The sequence below is a fragment of the Bacillus sp. FS02 genome (genome assembly GCF_024398395.1).
Classification (GTDB): domain Bacteria; phylum Bacillota; class Bacilli; order Bacillales; family Bacillaceae; genus Bacillus; species Bacillus altitudinis.
Window position 1 is genome coordinate 575,712 of sequence record NZ_CP074101.1, and the last position, 21,302, is coordinate 597,013.

The window sequence follows — 21,302 nt, forward strand, 5'->3', positions numbered from 1 at the left end:
TTAGGATGCCCTTCTCTGCAAGCGATATGACTGATTATGATAAAATTCGACAAAAAAACCAGACAGTTTGACCTGTCTGGTTTACATCACCTAGTTATGTTGAAACGTTTTTTTCACGAAATCAACCACTTCTTCAGTTGTACTCAGTGATAAAATATGCTCTTTAAATGATGCAGCTTCTTCCTTAGAAAGCTTGCTTAACTGCGTTCTTGCTGGAAGAATCGATGTTGCGCTCATTGAAAATTCATCTAATCCTAGTCCAAGTAGGAGCGGGATTGCGATTTCATCTCCTGCCATCTCACCGCACATGCCAACCCATTTACCTTCTTTATGCGCTGCTTCAATCACAAGCGTTATGAGGCGTAAAATAGCTGGATTGTATGGCTGGTAAAGATAAGACACTCGTTCGTTCATTCGATCAGCAGCCATTGTGTATTGAATCAAATCATTTGTTCCAATACTGAAGAAATCTACTTCTTTTGCAAATTGATCTGCGATAACAGCTGTTGATGGAATTTCTACCATCATTCCGATTTCAATGGAATCAGATACTTCTGTACCAGCAGCAACCAATGCTTCTTTTTCTTCAAGTAAAATAGCTTTTGCTTCTCTAAATTCTGATAACGTCGCGATCATAGGGAACATGATTTTCAAGTTTCCATATGTACTTGCACGAAGTAACGCGCGTAGCTGTGTTCTGAAAATCTCCTGCTCTTCAAGGCAAAGGCGGATCGCTCTATAGCCAAGGAACGGGTTCATTTCTTTTGGAAGCTGCAAGTAAGGAAGTTCTTTATCGCCACCAATATCTAGTGTGCGGACAACCACTGCTTTGCCTTCCATCTTCTCTAAAACGGTTTTATACGCATCGAACTGCTCTTCTTCTGTTGGGAGCTGATCTCTGCCCATGTATAAAAATTCTGTACGGTACAATCCAACTGCTTCGCCGCCATTTTCAAGTACACCTTTCACATCTTCAGGTGTTCCAATATTCGCAGCTAACTCTACGTGAACGCCGTCTTTTGTGACCGTTGGTTGGTCAACAAGTTTCGCCCATTCCGCTTTTTGAGCTAAGTAGTCTTCATGTTTTTTTTGATACGCTTTCACTTCATCTTCAGAAGGCTGAATGATGACGTCTCCACTAATACCATCAACAATGATCAGATCATTGTTTTTCACCGTTTTTGTTGCTTCTTTTGTTCCAACAACTGCTGGGATTTCCATTGATCTTGCCATAATCGCTGAGTGAGAAGTACGACCACCGATATCTGTCGCAAAACCTTTGACGAATTGTCTGTTCAGCTGAGCTGTATCAGAAGGTGTTAAATCTTCAGCAATGATAATGACTTCTTCAGAAATCATACTTGGGTTTGGAATGTCAACGCCTAGCAAATGACCAGTGACACGTTTTGTAACGTCGCGAATATCCGCTGCACGTTCTTTCATGTATTCATTGTCCATTGCTTCAAACATTGTAACAAACATTGTTGCTGTTTCTTTTAAAGCAAATTCAGCATTTACTTTATCCGATGTGATTTTATCCTTCACTGGGTTGAGCAGCTCAGGATCACTTAACACAAGAAGGTGTGCAGAAAAAATATCCGCTTTATCTTGGCCAAGCTCTTTTAGCGCATGTTCTTTAATTGCTTCAAGTTCTTGCTTTGAAACATGAATTGCTTCTTCAAAGCGTTTAACTTCTGTCTCTGGATCATTGATGTCTTTTTGGTGAACTGTTAAATCTGGTTCTTCTAGACGATATGCTTTTGCAATCGCAACGCCTGCTGAAGCACCGATTCCTTTCAGTTGTTGCATTACTCGCCTAGGCCTTCACTTTTCATTGTGTCTTTTAGCGCAGCAAGTGCATCATTTTCATCAGAACCAGAAGCAGAGATTGTGATTGTAGCACCTTTCGCAATTCCTAGAGACATTACACCCATAATAGATTTCAGGTTCACTGTTTTACCATTATATTCTAAGTTGATATCAGCATCATATTTACTAGCAGTTTGTACAAGAACTGTTGCAGGACGTGCGTGAATTCCAGAATCTGCAGTTACTTTGAATGTTTGTTGAGCCATTTTTATCAATCTCCTTTTTATACATTTCATACATCCACAATATTATATCATACTGCCGAGCTTGTCATCTAACAAGAACGGCAGTTATGAAAATTATTTTGAAATTTTCATGATGTTTTCTTGGCCAGCTTTGATTTCACCGGATTCTTGAAGGTCAATAAATTGTCCTTCACTTAAGTTTGTAAATACAATTGGTGTCATTAAAGATGGTACTTCTGACTTAATTTTATCAATATCAACCTCTAAAAGTTTTTGACCGATTTCTACTTGATCTCCCTCTTGTACAAATGCTTCAAATCCTTCTCCTTTGAGGCTGACTGTATCAATCCCGAAGTGAATCAAGATTTCAAGTCCACCATCAGACTGGAGGCCGATGGCGTGTTTTGTTGGGAACACATTTAAGATTTTTCCTCTTACTGGTGAAACCACTGTTCCCTCTTTTGGCAAGATAGCAAAACCGTCACCCATCATTTTCCCTGAGAATACTTGATCTGGCACATCTGTAATTGGATGCAGCTCCCCTGTAATTGGTGAAGCAAACATTTCTTCCCCTTGTTCGTTTTGAAGCGGTTTTGCAATGACTTCTTCAACCTGCTGACTGACTTCTTCTTTTGCAGAAGGGTCTTTCGCTGGTCGAGGTGTGCGCCCTGCAATAATGTCCTGCATTTGTGTTTTTAAATTATCAGAGCGTGGTCCAAAGATGGCCTGGATGTTATTCCCGACTTCAAGGACACCTGAAGCGCCAAGCTTTTTCAAGCGGTCTTTATCCACTTTTTTCTGATCATTTACAGTGACACGTAAACGCGTAATACAAGCATCTAGGTGTTTAATGTTTTCTTGGTCACCCATTGCTTCAAGAATTTCATAAGGTAAGTCATCGCCTTTTCCAGATTGAGCGCTGCTTGCACCGTCAGCTGCTTCATCTTCTCGTCCTGGCGTTTTCAGATTAAACTTGCGAATCGCAAATCTGAATCCGAAGTAGTAAATGACAGCCAGTACGAGACCGACTGGAATAACAAGCCACCAAGCGGTTCTATTTGGCAGGATACCAAATAGGAAGAAGTCGATTAACCCTCCTGAGAAGGTCATCCCGATTTTCACGTTTAGAATATCCATTATCATAAAGGATAATCCAGCGAATACACAGTGAATCGCAAATAATATCGGTGCAACAAACAAGAATGAGAATTCAAGCGGTTCAGTGATCCCTGTTAGGAAAGAAGTAAGGGCCGCTGACCCCATAATTCCTGCTACAAGTTTTTTATTCTTAGGTTTTGCTTCATGGTAAATCGCAAGTGCTGCTGCTGGAAGTCCAAACATCATGAACGGATATTTCCCTGTCATGAATGTACCGGCTGTCAGCTGAACACCATCTTTGATTTGCGCCATGAAAATACGCTGGTCACCACGGATAATATCTCCTGATAAGCTCTTATAGCTAAAAAATTCATACCAGAATGGTGCGTAGAATATGTGATGTAGACCAAACGGAATTAATGAGCGTTCAATGACACCGAATACAAAGGCAGCTAGCGGCTCATTCGCTGCAAGCAGTCCAGTTGAAAATGAGTTCAATGCACCTTGGATTGGCGGCCAAATGACGAGCATCAAAAGCCCTAAAATAAGTGCTGAAATCGACGTAACGATTGGAACAAAACGCTTACCAGCAAAGAAGCCAAGATATTGCGGGAGCTCAATTTTGTAAAATTTATTAAACATATAAGCCGCTAATACCCCGACAATAATCCCGCCAAACACGCCGGTAGACAAGGTCGGTATGCCGAGCATATTCACATATGCTGGATGACTTTCCTTAAAGAACTTAGCCAATTTGATTGAATCGGATGGAATGGAACCGTTGGCCATTAATACGGCACTCATCGTTACGTTCATGACAAGGTAACCGATGATCGCGGCAATCCCTGCCACACCGTCTCCATTGGCAAGACCGATGGCAACCCCTACAGCAAATAGGAGCGGAAGATTCGAGAAGACAATATTCCCCGCATTCTCCATAACACTAGCAACAAGCTGAATTGTATCATTGCTTAAAAATTGAGCGACATCAATCAGCTGCGGATTTTGCATCGCATTTCCGAGTGCTAGTAAAATACCAGCAGCAGGAAGGATCGCAACTGGAAGCATAAGTGCTCGTCCAATTTTTTGCAACACACCAAAAAGTGATTTAAACACTGGTTGAACCTCCTTTTGTTTTCGCTTACAACATGCATTTCAATGACACACTGACGTACATTTCATAATTAACCGTTTACATTTCACTTTCAGAACACAAAAAAGGCATGGTGATATAAGGTTGCGCAAATAACAGGATCTTATCCTGTATTTACCTTAAGTCACTCATGCCTGATCGAATCAGTTACACGTTTCAAGGAAACTATGAAATTTTATTCGTCAATCTGTACAGGTGAAGTGTCAAATAGACAGCTTCGGCATCTTGTACAGGCTTTTTCAATGCATGTTGCAAAATTTTGATCATTTTCCAAGCAGTATTGTAGCATAAAGGATATTCATTTTTCAATAGATGAAGCAACTTTTCTGGCTCCTCTAATGATTCTTCCCGTTTAATACGCTCAATCGAAAACGTAATATGGCGCAGTAAGCGTAAATAATGAATACTTTCTCTATCTACTTTCATATGAAATGCATCTTCTATGACTTGGACCATTTGTGTCATGAGCTGCGAATGACGGTTGACCTCGGATAAAGGCCGGTTCGTTAAAGCAGAGTGAATGTGGAGCGCAATAAACCCAATTTCTCCTTCGGGCAGCTTCGTTTCAACATCTGGCCGCGCATTTATCAGTTCCACGACTTCCTTTGCGACCTCGTATTCTTTCGGGTATAAGGATTTCGTTTCAAGCATAAAAGGATTGGTGATATCATAGCCTTGCTTAACTCGCTTAAAACTAAAGGCAATATGATCTGTCAGTGCAATATGAATATGCTCATTTAAACGATGCCCCATTTTTTCTCGTATATGATAAATGACGTCATTGGCAAGCTCAATCATGTCCTCATTAATGTGGTGCAGCAATTGTTTGTATTCTGTTTGCTCTTTTGTGTTCTTTAACACAAACATTTTCTCAAATGCCGCTTGATCGAGAACGTCACCCGATTTTTTCCCAAAGCCGATCCCTTTATCAATCAGGACCACTTCGCCTAAAGAAGGGTGTTTTGCGATGATGACATTATTATTTAACGCTTTATCAACGGTGAAGGATTCCATGAACATCCCCACCTCCTTCTTATTCAATCCTTCTTATCGTACAAAACAGATGAAACGTGCGTCAACGATTGTTTTTCAAAATAGTCGTTGTGCGCTCAACGAGTCGATATGACAGCACTCTTTTTTCTGGTGCCTCACCTTGTAATGCTTGCTTGAACAAGTCAAATGCTTCCTGCCCCATTTGTTTAAGAGGAATGTCTATACTAGAAATCCCCAATGCTTCACTCAATTGATCGTTTTGAAAGCCAAGTATGGCTGGTGATTCTCCAACGTTTATTTGGTGACGCTGTGCTTCTAGTAAAAAACCTGCTGATACATCATCGTTTGTAATCAGTAAGGCTGTCGGACGATTTTTCATCTCTTTCCATTCTGTAAATAATTGCTTGCCATCAAAAATGGTCAGTTTTCCTTCAATGACCCATTCATCATCAATGTCCTGCCCAAGCGACCGCATCATTTCTTGATAAGTCTGAATGCGAACTTGGCTATTCTCCCCTTCTGTTCTAGCAAGAACGATTGCGATTCGCTCATGACCGCATGCCGCTAAGTGTTCAAGCCCTTCCTTAAAAGCCTGATCATGCGCAATCGATACCGATGAACATGGATCATGCGGAGTAGGATGACAAAAGATAATAGGACCAGATTCCTGCCACTTTAAAATGTCTCGATCACTTAACGCATTTGAGCAAAAGATTAAACCATCCACACGTTGCTCTTTTAAGCTCATTAATGCTTCTTTTTCCTTTACTGGGTCATATCCTGTTTGAAACAAGGCAAAATGCATTCCGCACTCCTGTGCTTTCTCTGCAATCCCTGTGACAATTCCGCTGAAATAGGAGTGATCAATTGTCGGAAGTACAATTCCAAGCATATTGGAATATCCCTTTGCTAAATGTACTGCCTGAATATTCCGTGTATATTTGAGCTCTTTCATCGCACTAAGTACGCGCTCTCGCTTTTCTTCTTTGACATAAGGATGATCATTCATCACTCGTGATACAGTGGTAACAGATACACCCGCCCTTTTCGCAATATCCCTTATGTTAGGCATTTTTTCTCCTACTTTCTCTTGATATGGTAAGCGTTTCATACTTTAAGATGTATGTGAGCTGAACAAATCACTGGGTGGAAAGGGGAATTCAAGATGGGTATTATCATATGGATCATATTATGTTTGACTATTTTGTTTTCTGCTCGATTCGCACTACATCCTTTAGGAAAAGAACATAAAATCAAGCCGTTTCAATCAATTGATGATTTTTTTGTTGATAAGGATCGCAAAGAGTGACAAAAAAATCACGATGACGCTCCCAATACTTGGACGTTCATCGTGATTTTTTTCATTACTTGATGATCGTCAACTCTTTTGGATAATTGGTTAACGTGACTGGGCCATCTTTTGTAATGAGAACATCGTCTTCAATTCTAACCCCGCCGACTCCTGGTACATAAATACCCGGCTCGATCGTATAGACCATCCCTTCTTTTAGAAGGTCATCATTTGCTTGACTCATAGAAGGGAACTCATGAACAGAAACCCCGAGTCCATGCCCTAGACGATGCGGGAAGTATTCGCCATACCCTGCTTCTGCGATCAGCCCTCTTGCTTTTAAGTCAAGGTCACCAATTCTCACACCCGGCTTGCTCATATCAAGTGCTGCCAATTCGGCTTTCAAGACGGTGTTGTAAATATCCTTTTGTTGTTCAGACGCTTCTTGATAGATGAAGGTTCTTGTAATATCTGAACAATAGCCATCCACAATCACGCCAAGGTCAAATAAAACAAAATCACCTTTTTTCAAGGCTGCCTGCCCCGGATTTCCATGAGGTTCTCCTGATTTTTCTCCGAATAGTACCATGGTTGAAAAGGACATGCCCTGAATGCCTTTTTTCTTCAGTTCATATTCGATGACAGCAAGAACTTCGGTTTCCGTCACCCCTTCTTTTAGGGCATGTACCCCAATTTTGACGCCTTCGTCTGCCAATTGAGCAGCTTTTTTCAATGTTTCAATTTCAGCTTCGTCTTTAATTAGTCTTAGCTGATTGAGCACATCTTCTGCCCGGACGAATGTTTCTGCCCCAGTGACAGCTTGAAGCTGCTCTGCTCTTTGCAAAGGAATGGATTCTTTTTCAATCGCTAGGCGAGTCGCTTTTACTCCTCGTTTTTCTAGTGCCTTTTGTATGAAATCAAAGGGGTTTTCATGGTCTTCATATCCAATGAGATCTCCAGCCCATCCCGCATTTTTTGCTTGCTCAACTTCCATCTTAGGCAAAATGAAAAATGGATCTGCTTCCTGAAAAACAAACAGCCCCATCACTCTTTCATGCGGCTCTGTGAAGTATCCAGATAGATAGAATACATTCTCCTTTGTATGTATAAATGCACCTTGAATGTCTTTTTTCTTAAGCCAAGAAGACAAGTTTTTCATTCGATTCATCGTGATCCTCCTCACACGTTTGACTACTGATCTATTGTATCAGTTTTCACTGTATTTCGCACAAAAGCGCACTGGCCTAAAGCCAGTGCGCTTTTGTGATTTGCTTAAGAAGCACGAAGCAAACGAAGTCCGTTTAAAATAACCAAAATCGTACTGCCTTCATGCCCAATGACACCAAAAGGTAAATCAAGAACTTGTAAGAAATTCGCACAGATTAACAAACAAATAACAGTTAATGAAAAGATGATGTTTTGTTTAATGATTCGGTTCATCTTTCTTGAAAGACGGATCATCTTTGTCAGATTGTTTAAGTTATTTTTCATTAAAATGAGGTCTGCTGTTTCTAAAGCAACATCTGTGCCTCCGCCCATTGCGACGCCAACATCTGCTGTGGCGAGTGCAGGTGCATCATTGATTCCATCTCCGACCATAATGATCGAATCACCTTGTTTTTTCAGTTGATTGACTTCATGTACCTTTTCATCTGGAAGACATTCAGCGACAACGGTTTGGATGCCTGCTTCCTCTGCAATCGCTTCAGCTGTTTTTTGCTGATCCCCTGTGAGCATGACGGTTTGGATGCCTAAATCATTCAGCTCCTGAATCATTTTTTTGGCTTCAGGTCTGATTTGATCTTTCAAACCGAGACAGCCGACAACTTCTTGATTTTTTTGAACATAGACAACTGTATATCCTTTGGATGAAAGAACTTCACCATTCTCTTCAATGTCACGATCCATTGAAGCTTTTCCGGCAAAATCTTTCTTCCCAATCCGCCATGTGTCCTCATTTAATTGTGCTTCCACACCAAAACCTGATGTTTCTTCAATGGTTACGTGGTCTGTCCGCTCTGTATGATGCTCTTTTGCCATGTCAGAAATGGCTTTAGCTAATGGATGGTTTGACTGACTTTCAATTTGATAGAGCGCTTGATAAAAGGTCGATTCATCTTGCCCTTTTGCCAAAACCACTTTTTCAACAGCTGGTTTTCCACTTGTAATCGTACCCGTTTTATCAAATGCAATCATCGTACTTGTGCCCAGTTTTTCTAAAAAGACACTTCCTTTTACAAGCATACCGTTTCTTGCACCGTTTGAGATGAGTGAAAGAGCTGCTGGCATAATTGAGGCAACAAGTGCACAAGGCGAAGCAACCACCATAAACACCATCGCACGGTAAAACGTTTCACTCATGCTCCAGCCAAGTACAAAATGAGGTAGGAACATTAAAATCGCTACAGTGATGAGCACACCTTTTACATATGCACCTTCAAATTTTTCAATAAACGCTTGGCTTGGCGATACACTTTCTTGTGCAGATTCCACCAGCTTAATGATTTTATGAAAAAGTGTTTCTTCATTATGTTTTGTTACTTCTACTGTTAATGAACCATTTAAATTCACTGTTCCTGCAAACACATCTTCCCCTTGCCCTTTTTCCTGAGGCACCGATTCACCCGTTAAGGCAGATTCGTCTACACTTGTTCTTCCGCTCATGATCACACCATCTGCTGCAATTCGTTCGCCCGCTTTGATTAAAATACGATCGCCTGGCGTAAGTGAAGAAGCAGCGATTTGGATGGTGGTGCCATCTTCTTCAATTAAAGTGGCTTCATCTGGAGCGATACTCATTAAAGCCGTTAAGTCTTTTTTACTTTTATTTGACGTATACGTTTCTAGCGCACCGCTAAGCGAAAAAATAAAAATTAAAATGGCGCCCTCTGCCCAGTAGCCAATGATCGCTGAGCCTATCGCAGCAAATATCATTAAAAGTTCTACATTTAATGTCTTGGATGAAATGGTTTCTTCAATTCCTTCCTTTGCCTTTGCAAAACCACCAATAACAAAAGCAAGAATGAAAAGAGGAATACTCCACATCGTTTCATCCTTTAGAAACCATCCAATCAAGATGAGAATCCCCGAAATGCCTGCTGCGATTAATTCTCCGTGCTGTGCCCATTTTTGAAAGAGCGAGTTGGATCCCTTTTGATCTGTCGTTTGATAAAGTGCTGTATTCTCATTCATGATTACTTTCTCCTCTCTAATTGATAATGATTTTCACATTATCAATCGTTGCCCGTTCCGTTTATCATCTATATTTTCTGCTATTTCAAGCTTTTTATAGGTCTGTAACTCATTATAACAGGTTCTGATCAATTTTCAATTAATAATTATTATAATTTCTTTTTGATAATAATTATCATTATTAGCACCCGACATTTCTTCCTCTTTCTGAGCACATTTTATTCATCTGAAAGGTAATTGAACACAAAAAAGAACCAACGGATCGACCATTGGTTCTTACAGAAAGCTTGTGTTCTACGAATTTGTCCACTCTTTGATTTGTTTTTTCGTCAGCGGACCTACATGGTTTTTGACTACTTCACCCTTTTCATTGATGAAAAAAGTCGTCGGGATCGTCATGATTTGGTATTTCTTCATCATTTCGCCGTGCTCATCAAGAACGATCGGAAATGTGAACTTTCTGTCTTTCACAAATTGGGCAACTGCCTGCTTGCTTTGCTCAGCACCAAGTAAATTCACAGTCAGTATGTCTACATCACTTTGATTTTCTTTCACAATCTGTTCAAAGGCTGGAAGCTCCATTTTGCAGGACGGGCACCACGTTGTCCAAAAATGCAGAATGGTCCGCTTCCCTTTCACCGGGATCACCTGAGTTTCACCTGTTAATGTAGGAGCTTCTATCCTCGGCGCCATGACAGGCTCTTTTGCTTCAGCCTCTATGTTCATCAGAAATAAAAGAAGGGTCATCATGAGAAGACTGGCGGGTAGATATTTACGATTCATCAGCATCTTCCTTCCTGATTTTCCTATAGCTTGCCCGCTAGCTGCACATGACATTCAAGCTTTTTTCAATGTAAGAAACATGGAGACGCCGAGTTCCTTGCAAATCGTCGCATAATGCAAAGCCGTTAATAGCAGCATCCCCGTGTTCATTCCTAAGATAACGCCCATCATATTTAAGGATTCGATGGATCCTAGAAAATACACCATAGAGAACGACACCACGTGCACCCATATATTATGTAGGAACACATCTTTAATGAGACCCATACCAATTAAGCACGCTTGAAACGGCATCACGAACAAGTGGCATAAGAAGTAAGGCCATAGCAGCTGCAAGTAGACGGCTGCTTGAGGTGAGTCAAAAAAGAGCTGCGTGAGCGGATAAGCGAAATAATACATGATCATCACCGCTGGCACCCCGTATCCAAACGTAATGAGAATCGCTTGTCTGACACGTTTTTTCACGAGATCATACTGCCCCAAGGCATAGGCTTCTGATACATTCGGAATCATCACAATCATAATGGAATGAGCGATAAACGCCGGAAAAAAACCGATCGACATCGCTACGCCAGCAAGCATTCCGTAATGATCAACAGCAAGCGTACCAGAAATGCCCGCTGCAACGAGGGCTCCTTTGATTAAAAACGGTTCAATCGCATTGGCAATGGCATGAAAGATACGCATACCTGTTGTCGGAATGGAGACTGCTAACAAACGTTTTCTGACGTCAATCCCTCTTAACTCAACCGATCTGACATTCACAGCATTTTTTGCCATGACGTATTGGGAATATAAATAGATAAAGACGACGAGATCACTTGCAACAATCACGCCAATCGCGATAAGCACAGCTGTTTCAATATCAAACGAATACCAATGAAAAAACAAAAACAAACAGATAAGCTGGATCGTTTTCTTCAGCATATTGGCTAGAGCAATTCTGCCCATTTGCTGCTTGCCCATAAAATAGCCGCGTGCAATGGAAGTAAATGCGATGATTGGAATGAGTGACAGAACCAAGCCCTTCATCAGCGGATGATACGATTGAAATACAGGAATGAAAGGCAGTACAATGGCTGCTATTGCCGTTGTGGTGCATGTCACCACAAGCGTCATTTTAAATGCATGGCGAAGCATACTTTTATGAAGCCGCTCATGCGATTCTGCAATGAATTTAGAAATGGAGACTGGCAGCTCTAAGCTGGCGATCACAAGCACAAGCATGATGATGGGAAGGATGCTCATATATAAACCCATTCCATGTTCTCCAAGCTCTCTCGCTAAAATCATATTGACTAAAAACTCGATACACTCAGCAATGAAAGCTGCGACAGATAGCAGAATGACCCCTTTTACAAATCGATTCATGTAGCCTCCCCTTGTCTAAAAGCAAATTCTTTTCACATTCTATGAGACAAGTCCTGAAAATATTTTAATAATTGAAGACAAAAAAACAGCGACTGATTGATCGCTGCTTTTCTTTACACTGCAAACACATGACGGCCAATGCGTTCTACAATTTTACGAGAACGAATCCAGTTATCTGTCGCCGTTTTTGGATTATAAAAATAAATCGCCTTTGTTGTTCTGTCATCTTCTTTGACAACCTGCTTCACAGCTTTTACGGAATCCTGGTCTGCCTTATCATTGATACTTCCATTTGATACGGGCTGGAAGGCATTTCGCTGATAAATCACGCCTCTGACACTGTCAGGAAAAGAGCGGTGTTCTACGCGGTTTAAGACGACGCTTGCTACCGCTTTTTTCCCGGCGTAAGATTCACCTTTTGCTTCGGCATGTACCAACCGAGAAAGCAAGTCCATTTCTTCATTAGAATAGTGTGATTGATTTCTTGAGCTTGCTGGCTTTGCCGTTTCCTTTTTCTTCGGCTTCGGTTTTGATGCCTTCTCCTCTGTTGACGTGCTTAGCATTTTCACTTTAGGCTGATGTTTCTCCTCTGAAAACGCTGGGATCACGGTATGCTTTTCATCTTGATCTATATATGAAAGCTGATGCTTTACAGGTGCTTGTTCAAGTTTCTGACTTAATGTGCCTTCTTGCTCTTGTATATTGTCCATCTTGATCGCTGAGATGAGCATAAGGATGGCAAAAAGAGCTGTATGAATTTTGATCATTCGCCTCATTCCTCCTTTAATCAATGTAGGCTGTAAGATACTTGTCCACTCTAACAAGAGCTTCTTCTATTTTCACGCACAAAGATTTTCATGCCTGTCCAAATTCCGTCATTAAATGGCATGTCCTAGTTGAAATACGCATGAACTGGTAATGTAAGCGTTTAATATAGTCTCTTTTTAGCCTATAATCATCCTTATGCTCCTGATTATGGGTTATTACATTTTCTTTTCATATGTATCAAGCTGGTTTGAAGTGTGACAAAAGAACCAAAATAAAAAGCTTTTTCTCATGAATGAGAAAAAGCTTTAGCTTCTTGCTTCTTTAAGATATTCAAAAATAACATCTCCACCATGCTTGGCGATTCCGCGAAAATGTTTAAAATCATCTTGATTGACCAATACAGAACGAAATGTTAAAAAATCATCCTTTTGAATGGTCACTTGTTTTTCAGTACCATTCCGTAATGATTCTAGTATTGTGTTGATGTGTTCTTCAGTCAAAAAAACCGCTCCTTTTCAGCCTTGATCAAATATTAAATATACCATTCGTTTTCAAAGCGTACAACGAAAACGAAAGAAAAACGTCTTTATCCTTTACATTGGTATGAAAATATTGCAAAATACTTTTTAATAGGGAATGAAATCTGTTTTTAAAGGAGAGGGATCGGTTGAAGATTGCAAAAATTGGGAATGTGATCGAATTTAGAAATGGTTTAACAGGTGTAGTTGAAAAAGTGAATGAAAACTCTGTTATTGTGGATGTCACCATTATGGACAACTATAGAGATTTAGAACTGGATTCACTAACAGTCGTTAATCATAAAAACTATAAAATCATCAAAGACTCCGTACATTAATTTGCAATCCTCAATTCAGACTACCGTTACATAAGGATATACGAAGCAGAGCTGATCACAATACCTTACTTTTTATGTTTTATGTAAAAAAAGTGATCTGATGCAATATTAGCTCTAGATAGGAGAAACTAATATGCAACATTCAAATGATATCATTGTACGTTTTGGAAAAATAGAAGATGCTGAAACTACTTTAGAAATTCAAAAATCAGTGATTGCTGAGTCAGATTATTTACTGACAACGCCGGAAGAATACAAAAAAACCTTTTTAGAACACAAGGAATGGATACAGAAAAGAATAGAAAACGAAAATGAGACGTACATAGTTGCCCAAACTGGCGATCAAGTCATTGGATGGATAGCCTTTGAACAATCATCAAATAGAAAAAGAACTTCTCACGTTGGTTCTTTCGGCTTGATGGTTGATAAGAGCTATAGAGGTTTAGGCATAGGGGAAATGTTACTAACAGCATTATTAAATTGGGCAGAAAAGAACCCTTCAATTGAAAAGGTTAGTTTAGCCGTTTTCTCCACAAACCAAAAAGCTATTTCTTTGTATAAAAAGATGGGCTTTTTAGAAGAAGGGCGTAAAATCAATGAATTTAAAATAAATGATCATGAATACTGGGATGATGTATTAATGTATAAGCTCGTTTAATACGATGAAAAAGAATTGCAGAAATAAAGACATAATAAATTGAATCATCAATTTATTATGTCTTTTTCTTATTTTCTCTTACATCATTTGATGAAGGCGTCAGTCTTTTTGCGCGTGAAAGGTTTGCATTTCCGCTTTTGTTTTGTACATGTCAACTTCTTCAGGTGTTATCACGCCTTTATCAATTAAAAGGGCGATCACTCCAAGTAATGTGGAGGCACTCCATTTATATCGTTCTTTGTTTTGATGTTCAAGCATCTGAAGCTCTTCCCTCAATTCCATTAGCAGCTTCTCTGTTTTGTCTTCTTTGTTTGCCAACACAAACGCCCCCATTACCATTCGCTCATTTCAATTTTATCTTAAAGTAATTATATCAAGAATAAAAGCACGATACACCTTTACAAACATACGTTCTGTCGTGTATACTATACATACGAGCTGGTAGCCCCCAGCCGTCCTAGCAAGTTCTATTCCTATTGGTATGAGAAGAGTGACATGACTCTTCTCTTTTTTTATGTGTCATCATGATCTATTCCATAAAAAAAGACATGTCATCCACATGTCTTTTCTTATTTATTAGCGATTATCAATCGTTTCTGGATACATATCGTGATTCATCATACGATACGATGCCATCTCTTCATACTTTGTCCCAGGTTTTCCATAGTTCGTATACGGATCAATTGAAATACCGCCTCTTGGTGTAAATTTGCCCCATACTTCGATATATCTTGGGTCCATTAATTCAATGAGATCGTTCATGATAATATTCATACAATCCTCATGGAAGTCACCGTGGTTACGGAAGCTGAACAAATATAATTTTAATGATTTGCTTTCGACCATGATTTCATTTGGGATGTAGCTGATATACACGGTCGCAAAATCTGGCTGCCCTGTTTGCGGACAAAGTGATGTGAATTCTGGGCAGTTGAATTTCACAAAATAATCTCTATTCGTATGTTTATTCGGGAACGTTTCAAGCACTTGTGGTGCATAGTCAAACAAGTAATTGGTCCCCTGGTTTCCTAGTAAAGTGACACCTTCTAATTCTTCTGGTTTTCTTGTCGTCATTTTGTCTCTCTTCCTTTCTATACGCCTCGTTTATTTCCCCACAAAAGCGTGTGCAATTGTGGTAATACTCTCACACGATTCAAATCAGGGTCTTGTGCTACTTGATCTACAAGCATTTCGTATTTCTTTAATAAGTGCGTTAATAAGTACGCATCATCAGCTGTTGTTGTATCATCATTTCCAACTTGCAAATAAAAGGGGAGTTCTGGGTATTTCGCATGAACATCCTTTGCATAGGCTAGATCAAGATCATCAAAGATCACGACCTTCAGGCTTGCATGTTGCAATCTGTTTCCCTTTTTCAATTCATCTATGATACGTGTAAGTTTCGTAAAATCTGTTTTCATATTTGAACTTGGTGGCTTTGGAGAAATCGTTAAATCATCTATCTTCAAAAACCAATCTTGATACATCGTTCCCTGCGTTTCAAGCGCCGTATCAATTCCTTCTTCATGCAATAAATCAATAAGTGATTCCATTTGTTTTAAAAGCGCAGGATTCCCACCTGAAATGGTGACATGAGAAAAAGCCTTTCCGCCTATTCTCTTCAGCTCTTTTACAATGTCCTCTGCCTGAAGCCACTGAATATCATGCTTCGCTGATCCATCCCATGTAAAAGATGAATCACACCAGCTGCAAGAGTAGTCACAGCCAGCCGTTCTGACAAACATGGTTTTTTGGCCAATGACCATTCCTTCTCCTTGAATGGTTGGACCAAAGATTTCTAAGACAGGAATCGCTTTAGTCATTGAGCTCAACTCGTTTCGGACGGTAAATGCAGTAGCTTGTTGGTGTCTCTCTGACAAAAACTTGAACACATACTGGTTTGTTCGCTAAAGTCGTTAAATATGCGGCCACTTTATCATACACAGTCTTTGCGACAACCTCAGTGGTTGGCATCGCGTATGGATCATTTGATGAGAATTCTTCATGGTCATTGAGCAGTGTATGGTCGTACTGTCCATGAATGAGTTTTTTTAGCGTGCTAAAATTCACAAGGAAACCTGAATCATCTAGATGATCTCCTGCAATCGTAATGTTAATCGTATACGTATGACCATGTACACGGCTACAAGCGCCAGCATCTTCTCTCGGGATAAAGTGGGCTGCCGATACATGCATATCTTTATTTAATTCAAACGAAAATGGATGATTCGTCTGTGGATAGATTTGAGAAAGCATTTAGTTCGCCTCCTTCATGTCCATATAAGTGTCATAGCCATTTTTCCGAAGCTTACATGCAGGACATTCCCCGCAGCCATCAGAAATGATGCCATTATAGCAAGTGAGCGTTTCATTTTTCACAAAATCTAGCGCATTCAGTTCATCAGCCAGCTTCCACGTTTCAGCTTTATTCAGCCACATGAGCGGCGTATGGATGACAAATGGTTTTTCCATTGCCAAATTCACCGTGACGTTACAAGATTTCACAAACTCATCTCGGCAATCTGGGTAGCCGCTAAAGTCTGTCTCGCACACACCCGTGATAATATGACGTGCTCCGATTTGATACGCAAGAATGGATGCAAAGGATAAGAAAACTAAGTTTCTCCCCGGAACAAATGTGGAAGGCAGTTCTCCTTCTTTTTCTTCAATATCAATGTCATCTCTTGTTAAGGCATTGGGTGCAAGCTGATTTAAAAGAGACATATCTAATAGATGATTTTTCACACCTAGCTTGTCAGCAATTCTTTTGGCGACATCAATTTCTTCTTGATGACGCTGATTATAATGAAAGGTTACCGTTTCAACCTCTTTAAATTGTTGAAGTGCCCATAGTAAACATGTCGTACTGTCCTGTCCCCCGCTAAAGACAACGACCGCTTTTTCATTTTTCATTTTTCCTTTTCCTCCTTTTGCAGACCCGTACCTCCGCACAAAGCTGCATCTGAAAGGTTCATGAAAACCCCTATTTTCTCAAAAGAAAAGACACCTTTACATGTGTATGAGGTGTCCCAGCCATAAAAAATAAAAAATGCCACATCCAAGGATACGGCAAGTCCTTAGTTTTTTATAGAGGGTTTTGCTAGAACCTCTCCCGTTTTCACGGATTTTTGTTCAATTTTCACAGAGGATAGTGTACCACATAATTGGTGTACAAGCTATCCCTTCTTTACTTATCACCTGATGCAGGCACTTTTTTCAGACAAAGGAAGAGGATAAAAAAGATACTGACATAGCCAAAAACAGGGTAAACCGTTGAAATGAGTGTGCCGTATCCAATTTTACTGATCACATAACAGCAAAGAAGAATAAAGGATATCGTATACGTACTGTTCAATCGGATATACACCCTCACTTGTCTTTCGAGACCGTATAAATTCCCTATAACGGATGTAAAGACTTCACCGAAGATCACGAATAAATAGATGAGATGAATGGAGTTTGCGACTTGATACACCACTTGAGCCATCGGGATATCATACGCCTCCAGCATTTCTAATGAAGAAAGGGATAAAAAGCAGGCGAGCAGAATGAGTGTCAACATCAGACCTCCAAGCACCGCTCCCTTTTTTATAACGGCTTCGGATGTCATTTCGTTTGCGACCGGCACTAATACGGCTTGAGACAGCGCTAAATTAAATGCACCATATGAAATCGCAGACAACATCCATTCGCCCTCTCCCATTTGCAGCCCCAGAACGTGGCTTTCACCGCTACTAAACACAAATGAGTCTAGAAACACAATCAGCGAAAAGAAAATCAGCATTGGAACGACAAGTACATTGACACCAAATAACCCTTTTGAACCCTTAAAAAGGACAATGACACTTAAAATAATCGTTAAACAAATACCATATTCTTTTGAGATGCCAAGTTGTTCTTCAAAAATAGCGCCTGCTCCAGAAATCATCACTGACGTAACACCTAGTAGTATAAAAAACATGACGATGTTAATATATCGACTCGCAGCAGATCCAAATAAAAACCGATTCATATCTTGATAAGACTCCGCTTTAATTCGTTTGGAAATCAGCATCATTTTTGCGCCAAGGCCGGTAAAAATAACACCGCTCATCAAAATCCCGATCAATCCAATCCAGCCAAAACGAACAAAAAATTCTACGATTTCTTTTCCTGTCGCAAACCCAGCTCCAACCACTGTTCCTACATATACAAAGGCAAGCTGAAAAGCGGATTCATTTGAACGTTTCATATGACCCCTCCGCACCCATCACTTTCGATTGTCTCTTTTTTATCCTATGAGACAAGTTCCTTGAAAAGAAGGACAAACCATGATTAAATGCAAAAAAGGATTTTTCATTCAGCTATGAGCAAAACAGTTGAAAGTCAAAATAGGTCAGAGTATACTATAGTCAAAGATGGTCAAACAACAGACCATTTTATTTAACATTCATTGGTCAAATAAAGTCAAACTTTATTTTAAGGAGGTCATGGCTCATGCGTTGTCAACATTGTCAAGTAAATGAAGCAACGATTCGCCTGAATATGCAAGTAAATTCGTCCCGTAGCCAAATGGTTTTATGTGAAGACTGCTATACCTCTTTGATGGAACAGTCAAAAATGAAAATGGGTCCTAACCTTTTCGGAGGCGGTTCATTCTTCTCTGAGCAAGCAGGACATGCGACGAGCCAAGAGCGGCCTAAACAAAAAGGCTTACTCGATGAGCTTGGCCGGAACTTAACGGATGGCGCACATGCTGGTTTAATCGATCCTGTCATTGGCCGTGATGAAGAAGTCACAAGAGTCATTGAGATTTTAAATAGAAGAAATAAAAACAATCCTGTCCTCATTGGTGAACCTGGTGTTGGTAAAACGGCCATAGCCGAAGGACTAGCTCTAAAAATTGCAAATGGAGATGTACCAAATAAATTAAAGAACAAACAAGTTTATTTATTAGATGTCTCTTCACTTGTGGCAAACACAGGTGTACGTGGTCAATTTGAGGAACGGATGAAGCAATTAATCAAAGAATTGCAAAGCCGTAAAAATATCATCTTATTCGTTGATGAAATTCATCTTCTTGTAGGCGCAGGCTCTGCCGAAGGGTCAATGGATGCCGGAAACATTTTGAAACCAGCTCTAGCTCGAGGGGAACTGCAGCTAGTAGGTGCGACAACATTAAAAGAGTATCGTCAAATTGAAAAAGATGCTGCCCTTGAACGCAGGTTCCAGCCTGTCATGGTTGATGAGCCAACACAGGATGAAGCATTCGAGATATTAAAAGGCATTCAAGATAAGTATGAAGCCTATCATGGTGTCACCTATTCTGACGAAGCCATTAAAGCGTGTGTTCAATTATCTTCGCGGTATATTCAAGACCGCCACTTGCCAGATAAAGCCATTGATTTAATGGATGAAGCAGGTTCAAAAGCGAATCTCTCCATTGATGCAGCAAGTGAAGATGAATTAACAAACCGTCTTGCGCAAATTGCCGCTGAAAAACAAGCTGCTTTAAATGAAGAACGATATGAAAAAGCAGCGAAGCTTCGAGACGAAGAAGAAGCGATTGAAGCGAGATTGCAAAACAAAACAAATGACAAAGAACATGTCGTCACAGCTGAGGACATTCAGTCGATTGTAGAACAAAAAACAGGTATCCCTGTTGGCAAACTGCAAGCAGACGAACAAACAAAAATGAAAGAAATTGATGTCCGCTTAAAAGCCCGTGTCATTGGTCAGGAACATGCGGTTGAAAAAGTGGCGAAAGCCGTAAAAAGAAGCAGAGCCGGCTTAAAATCAAAACACAGACCAACTGGCTCCTTCCTTTTCGTTGGACCAACAGGCGTCGGGAAAACCGAATTGTCTAAAACATTAGCGGAAGAATTATTTGGCTCAAAAGAAGCGATCATTCGTTTAGATATGAGTGAATACATGGAGAAACACTCCGTGTCCAAAATCATCGGTTCTCCTCCTGGTTACGTTGGACATGATGAAGCCGGACAGCTCACGGAAAAGGTTCGCAGAAAACCATACAGCATCATTTTGCTCGATGAAATCGAAAAAGCGCACCCTGATGTCCAGCATATGTTCCTTCAAATCATGGAAGATGGCCGTCTAACAGACAGCCAAGGCAGAACCGTCAGCTTTAAAGACACAGTTATCATTATGACAAGTAACGCTGGCAGCACAGATAAAAAAGCAGTCAAAGTCGGATTCCAGTCTGAACAAGAAGAAGCCATCGAAGAACAATCATTGATTGATTCACTGAGCGCTTATTTCAAACCAGAATTCTTGAACCGTTTTGACAGCATCATTCAGTTTGATTCATTAGATAAAGACGATTTAGTCAAAATTGTGGATCTTCTGCTCAAAGATTTGTCAGAGCAGTTAAAAGAACAAAATCTAACTGTTCACATCACAAACGAAGCGAAAGAAAAAATCGCTGAACTTGGTTACCATCCAGCATTTGGGGCTCGTCCGTTACGAAGAACGATTCAAGAGCATGTTGAGGATCAAATGACGGACATCTTGCTTGAAGAAGAACAACTTACTGGATTTACAGTCGATGTTGAACATGACGAAATTGTTGTGAAAAAGAGCTAAGTACATCCTAAGGAGGATCTTCAGCTCCATCATGTGGCAGTGTCTAAATTCCATCTGAGCGCCGACGCTCCCCCTCCTCTTTTCCTTTACGATAAAAGAAAAAGAGGTGGAACACATGGATCACATGATCAATTGGAACTACGATTTGATTAAAATCATACATGAAGAAAAATTAAAAGAATTGCTCTTAGATGAAACAGCTCAAAAAAGATGAAGTTTCCAGATTGTTGACACAGGGCTAAAATGAACTTGATTTTAGCCCTGTGTCTTCTTTTCAGCGTGATAGAAAACCTTTGCAGCCCTAGGAAGGACGAGTACTGGCGCGGAGCGAATGTAACATTCGTGAGCACCAGCACGCAGGACTGACAAAGAATGCGAGGGTTTGGCTACACGCTGAAAACTCCCTTTTATATGAGGGAGTTTCTTTTTTTATGGCTTTCAGAAAGCGCTTTCGTCAAAATTTCTTCACATAAACTGTCTTAATTTTATATTCTGACTAAAAC

General features: G+C 40.2%; 21 protein-coding genes and 1 riboswitch. Of the genes, 4 read left to right on the forward strand and 17 right to left on the reverse strand.

Features of this window, described 5'->3' with window-relative positions; all coding sequences use genetic code 11:
• Positions 1–90: 90 nt before the first annotated feature.
• The 5 genes from ptsP to KFQ09_RS02950 all read right to left on the reverse strand — a co-directional run bounded on the left by ptsP (position 91) and on the right by KFQ09_RS02950 (position 6,370).
• The gene (gene ptsP / locus KFQ09_RS02930; RefSeq protein WP_008348058.1) at positions 91–1,809 is read right to left on the reverse strand and encodes a phosphoenolpyruvate--protein phosphotransferase; all 1,719 of its coding nucleotides are present in this window, start codon (positions 1,807–1,809) and stop codon (positions 91–93) included.
• Positions 1,809–2,075: a phosphocarrier protein HPr gene (locus tag KFQ09_RS02935; protein ID WP_003211078.1), complete on the reverse strand. Its 267-nt coding sequence runs from the start codon at positions 2,073–2,075 to the stop codon at positions 1,809–1,811. Before KFQ09_RS02935 ends, ptsP begins: the two co-directional genes overlap by 1 nt.
• A 93-nt stretch (positions 2,076–2,168) precedes the next feature.
• Positions 2,169–4,268, reverse strand: coding sequence for a glucose-specific PTS transporter subunit IIBC (gene ptsG, locus KFQ09_RS02940; protein WP_017359434.1), 2,100 nt, complete (start codon positions 4,266–4,268; stop codon positions 2,169–2,171).
• Positions 4,269–4,470: 202 nt separating this feature from the next.
• Entirely contained in the window at positions 4,471–5,325 is an 855-nt protein-coding gene (glcT, locus tag KFQ09_RS02945; RefSeq protein WP_017359435.1) for a glucose PTS transporter transcription antiterminator GlcT, read from the reverse strand.
• A 55-nt stretch (positions 5,326–5,380) separates the two neighbouring features.
• Entirely contained in the window at positions 5,381–6,370 is a 990-nt protein-coding gene (locus tag KFQ09_RS02950) for a LacI family DNA-binding transcriptional regulator (RefSeq protein WP_046343391.1), read from the reverse strand.
• Between the two features lie 93 nt (positions 6,371–6,463).
• Between KFQ09_RS02950 and KFQ09_RS02955 the strand changes: the two genes are divergently transcribed.
• Positions 6,464–6,607 carry a hypothetical protein gene (locus tag KFQ09_RS02955; protein ID WP_008348070.1) on the forward strand — a complete coding sequence of 48 codons (144 nt, stop codon included), beginning with the start codon at positions 6,464–6,466 and terminating at the stop codon, positions 6,605–6,607.
• Between the two features lie 55 nt (positions 6,608–6,662).
• On the opposite strand, the gene KFQ09_RS02960 is transcribed toward KFQ09_RS02955, so the two are convergent.
• From KFQ09_RS02960 to KFQ09_RS02985, 6 genes are all read right to left on the reverse strand, one after another.
• Positions 6,663–7,757, reverse strand: a complete 1,095-nt coding sequence (locus KFQ09_RS02960; RefSeq protein WP_017359437.1) for a M24 family metallopeptidase — start codon at positions 7,755–7,757, stop codon at positions 6,663–6,665.
• A gap of 104 nt (positions 7,758–7,861) precedes the next feature.
• Positions 7,862–9,781 (reverse strand): heavy metal translocating P-type ATPase, encoded by a 1,920-nt coding sequence (locus tag KFQ09_RS02965; RefSeq protein WP_129548256.1) that lies wholly within the window; start codon positions 9,779–9,781, stop codon positions 7,862–7,864.
• 294 nt (positions 9,782–10,075) lie between these two features.
• Positions 10,076–10,564: an endospore biogenesis thiol-disulfide oxidoreductase StoA gene (gene stoA / locus KFQ09_RS02970; protein ID WP_025207247.1), complete on the reverse strand. Its 489-nt coding sequence runs from the start codon at positions 10,562–10,564 to the stop codon at positions 10,076–10,078.
• A gap of 54 nt (positions 10,565–10,618) precedes the next feature.
• Complete coding sequence (locus tag KFQ09_RS02975) at positions 10,619–11,935, reverse strand: polysaccharide biosynthesis protein (protein ID WP_017359440.1); 1,317 nt, start codon at positions 11,933–11,935, stop codon at positions 10,619–10,621.
• A gap of 113 nt (positions 11,936–12,048) precedes the next feature.
• A complete protein-coding gene (locus tag KFQ09_RS02980; protein ID WP_025207246.1) occupies positions 12,049–12,702 on the reverse strand; it encodes a cell wall hydrolase in 654 nt (217 codons plus the stop codon).
• 306 nt (positions 12,703–13,008) lie between these two features.
• Complete coding sequence (locus KFQ09_RS02985) at positions 13,009–13,203, reverse strand: hypothetical protein (protein WP_008348081.1); 195 nt, start codon at positions 13,201–13,203, stop codon at positions 13,009–13,011.
• 167 nt (positions 13,204–13,370) lie between these two features.
• On the opposite strand from KFQ09_RS02985, the gene KFQ09_RS02990 reads away from it, so the two are divergent.
• Both KFQ09_RS02990 and KFQ09_RS02995 read left to right on the forward strand, forming a co-directional pair.
• Positions 13,371–13,559: a YkvS family protein gene (locus KFQ09_RS02990; RefSeq protein ID WP_003211747.1), complete on the forward strand. Its 189-nt coding sequence runs from the start codon at positions 13,371–13,373 to the stop codon at positions 13,557–13,559.
• Positions 13,560–13,692: 133 nt separating this feature from the next.
• On the forward strand, positions 13,693–14,217 hold the full coding sequence (locus tag KFQ09_RS02995) for a GNAT family N-acetyltransferase (RefSeq protein ID WP_255836011.1): 525 nt from the start codon (positions 13,693–13,695) through the stop codon (positions 14,215–14,217).
• Positions 14,218–14,316: 99 nt separating this feature from the next.
• On the opposite strand, the gene KFQ09_RS03000 is transcribed toward KFQ09_RS02995, so the two are convergent.
• The 6 genes from KFQ09_RS03000 to KFQ09_RS03025 all read right to left on the reverse strand — a co-directional run bounded on the left by KFQ09_RS03000 (position 14,317) and on the right by KFQ09_RS03025 (position 18,448).
• On the reverse strand, positions 14,317–14,535 hold the full coding sequence (locus KFQ09_RS03000; protein ID WP_017367128.1) for a hypothetical protein: 219 nt from the start codon (positions 14,533–14,535) through the stop codon (positions 14,317–14,319).
• A 258-nt stretch (positions 14,536–14,793) separates the two neighbouring features.
• A complete protein-coding gene (queF, locus tag KFQ09_RS03005) occupies positions 14,794–15,291 on the reverse strand; it encodes a preQ(1) synthase (protein ID WP_003211403.1) in 498 nt (165 codons plus the stop codon).
• A 17-nt stretch (positions 15,292–15,308) separates the two neighbouring features.
• The gene (gene queE / locus KFQ09_RS03010; protein WP_019743916.1) at positions 15,309–16,040 is read right to left on the reverse strand and encodes a 7-carboxy-7-deazaguanine synthase QueE; all 732 of its coding nucleotides are present in this window, start codon (positions 16,038–16,040) and stop codon (positions 15,309–15,311) included.
• Positions 16,033–16,473 (reverse strand): 6-carboxytetrahydropterin synthase QueD, encoded by a 441-nt coding sequence (queD, locus tag KFQ09_RS03015; protein ID WP_024719651.1) that lies wholly within the window; start codon positions 16,471–16,473, stop codon positions 16,033–16,035. Before queD ends, queE begins: the two co-directional genes overlap by 8 nt.
• Positions 16,474–17,130, reverse strand: coding sequence for a 7-cyano-7-deazaguanine synthase QueC (gene queC / locus KFQ09_RS03020; RefSeq protein WP_008348090.1), 657 nt, complete (start codon positions 17,128–17,130; stop codon positions 16,474–16,476).
• A 158-nt stretch (positions 17,131–17,288) separates the two neighbouring features.
• A riboswitch (PreQ1 riboswitch) is annotated at positions 17,289–17,333 on the reverse strand.
• Between the two features lie 71 nt (positions 17,334–17,404).
• Positions 17,405–18,448: a YkvI family membrane protein gene (locus KFQ09_RS03025; RefSeq protein ID WP_206116159.1), complete on the reverse strand. Its 1,044-nt coding sequence runs from the start codon at positions 18,446–18,448 to the stop codon at positions 17,405–17,407.
• 245 nt (positions 18,449–18,693) lie between these two features.
• Between KFQ09_RS03025 and KFQ09_RS03030 the strand changes: the two genes are divergently transcribed.
• Positions 18,694–20,799, forward strand: a complete 2,106-nt coding sequence (locus tag KFQ09_RS03030; RefSeq protein ID WP_255836012.1) for an ATP-dependent Clp protease ATP-binding subunit — start codon at positions 18,694–18,696, stop codon at positions 20,797–20,799.
• The last annotated feature ends 503 nt before the right edge of the window (positions 20,800–21,302 follow it).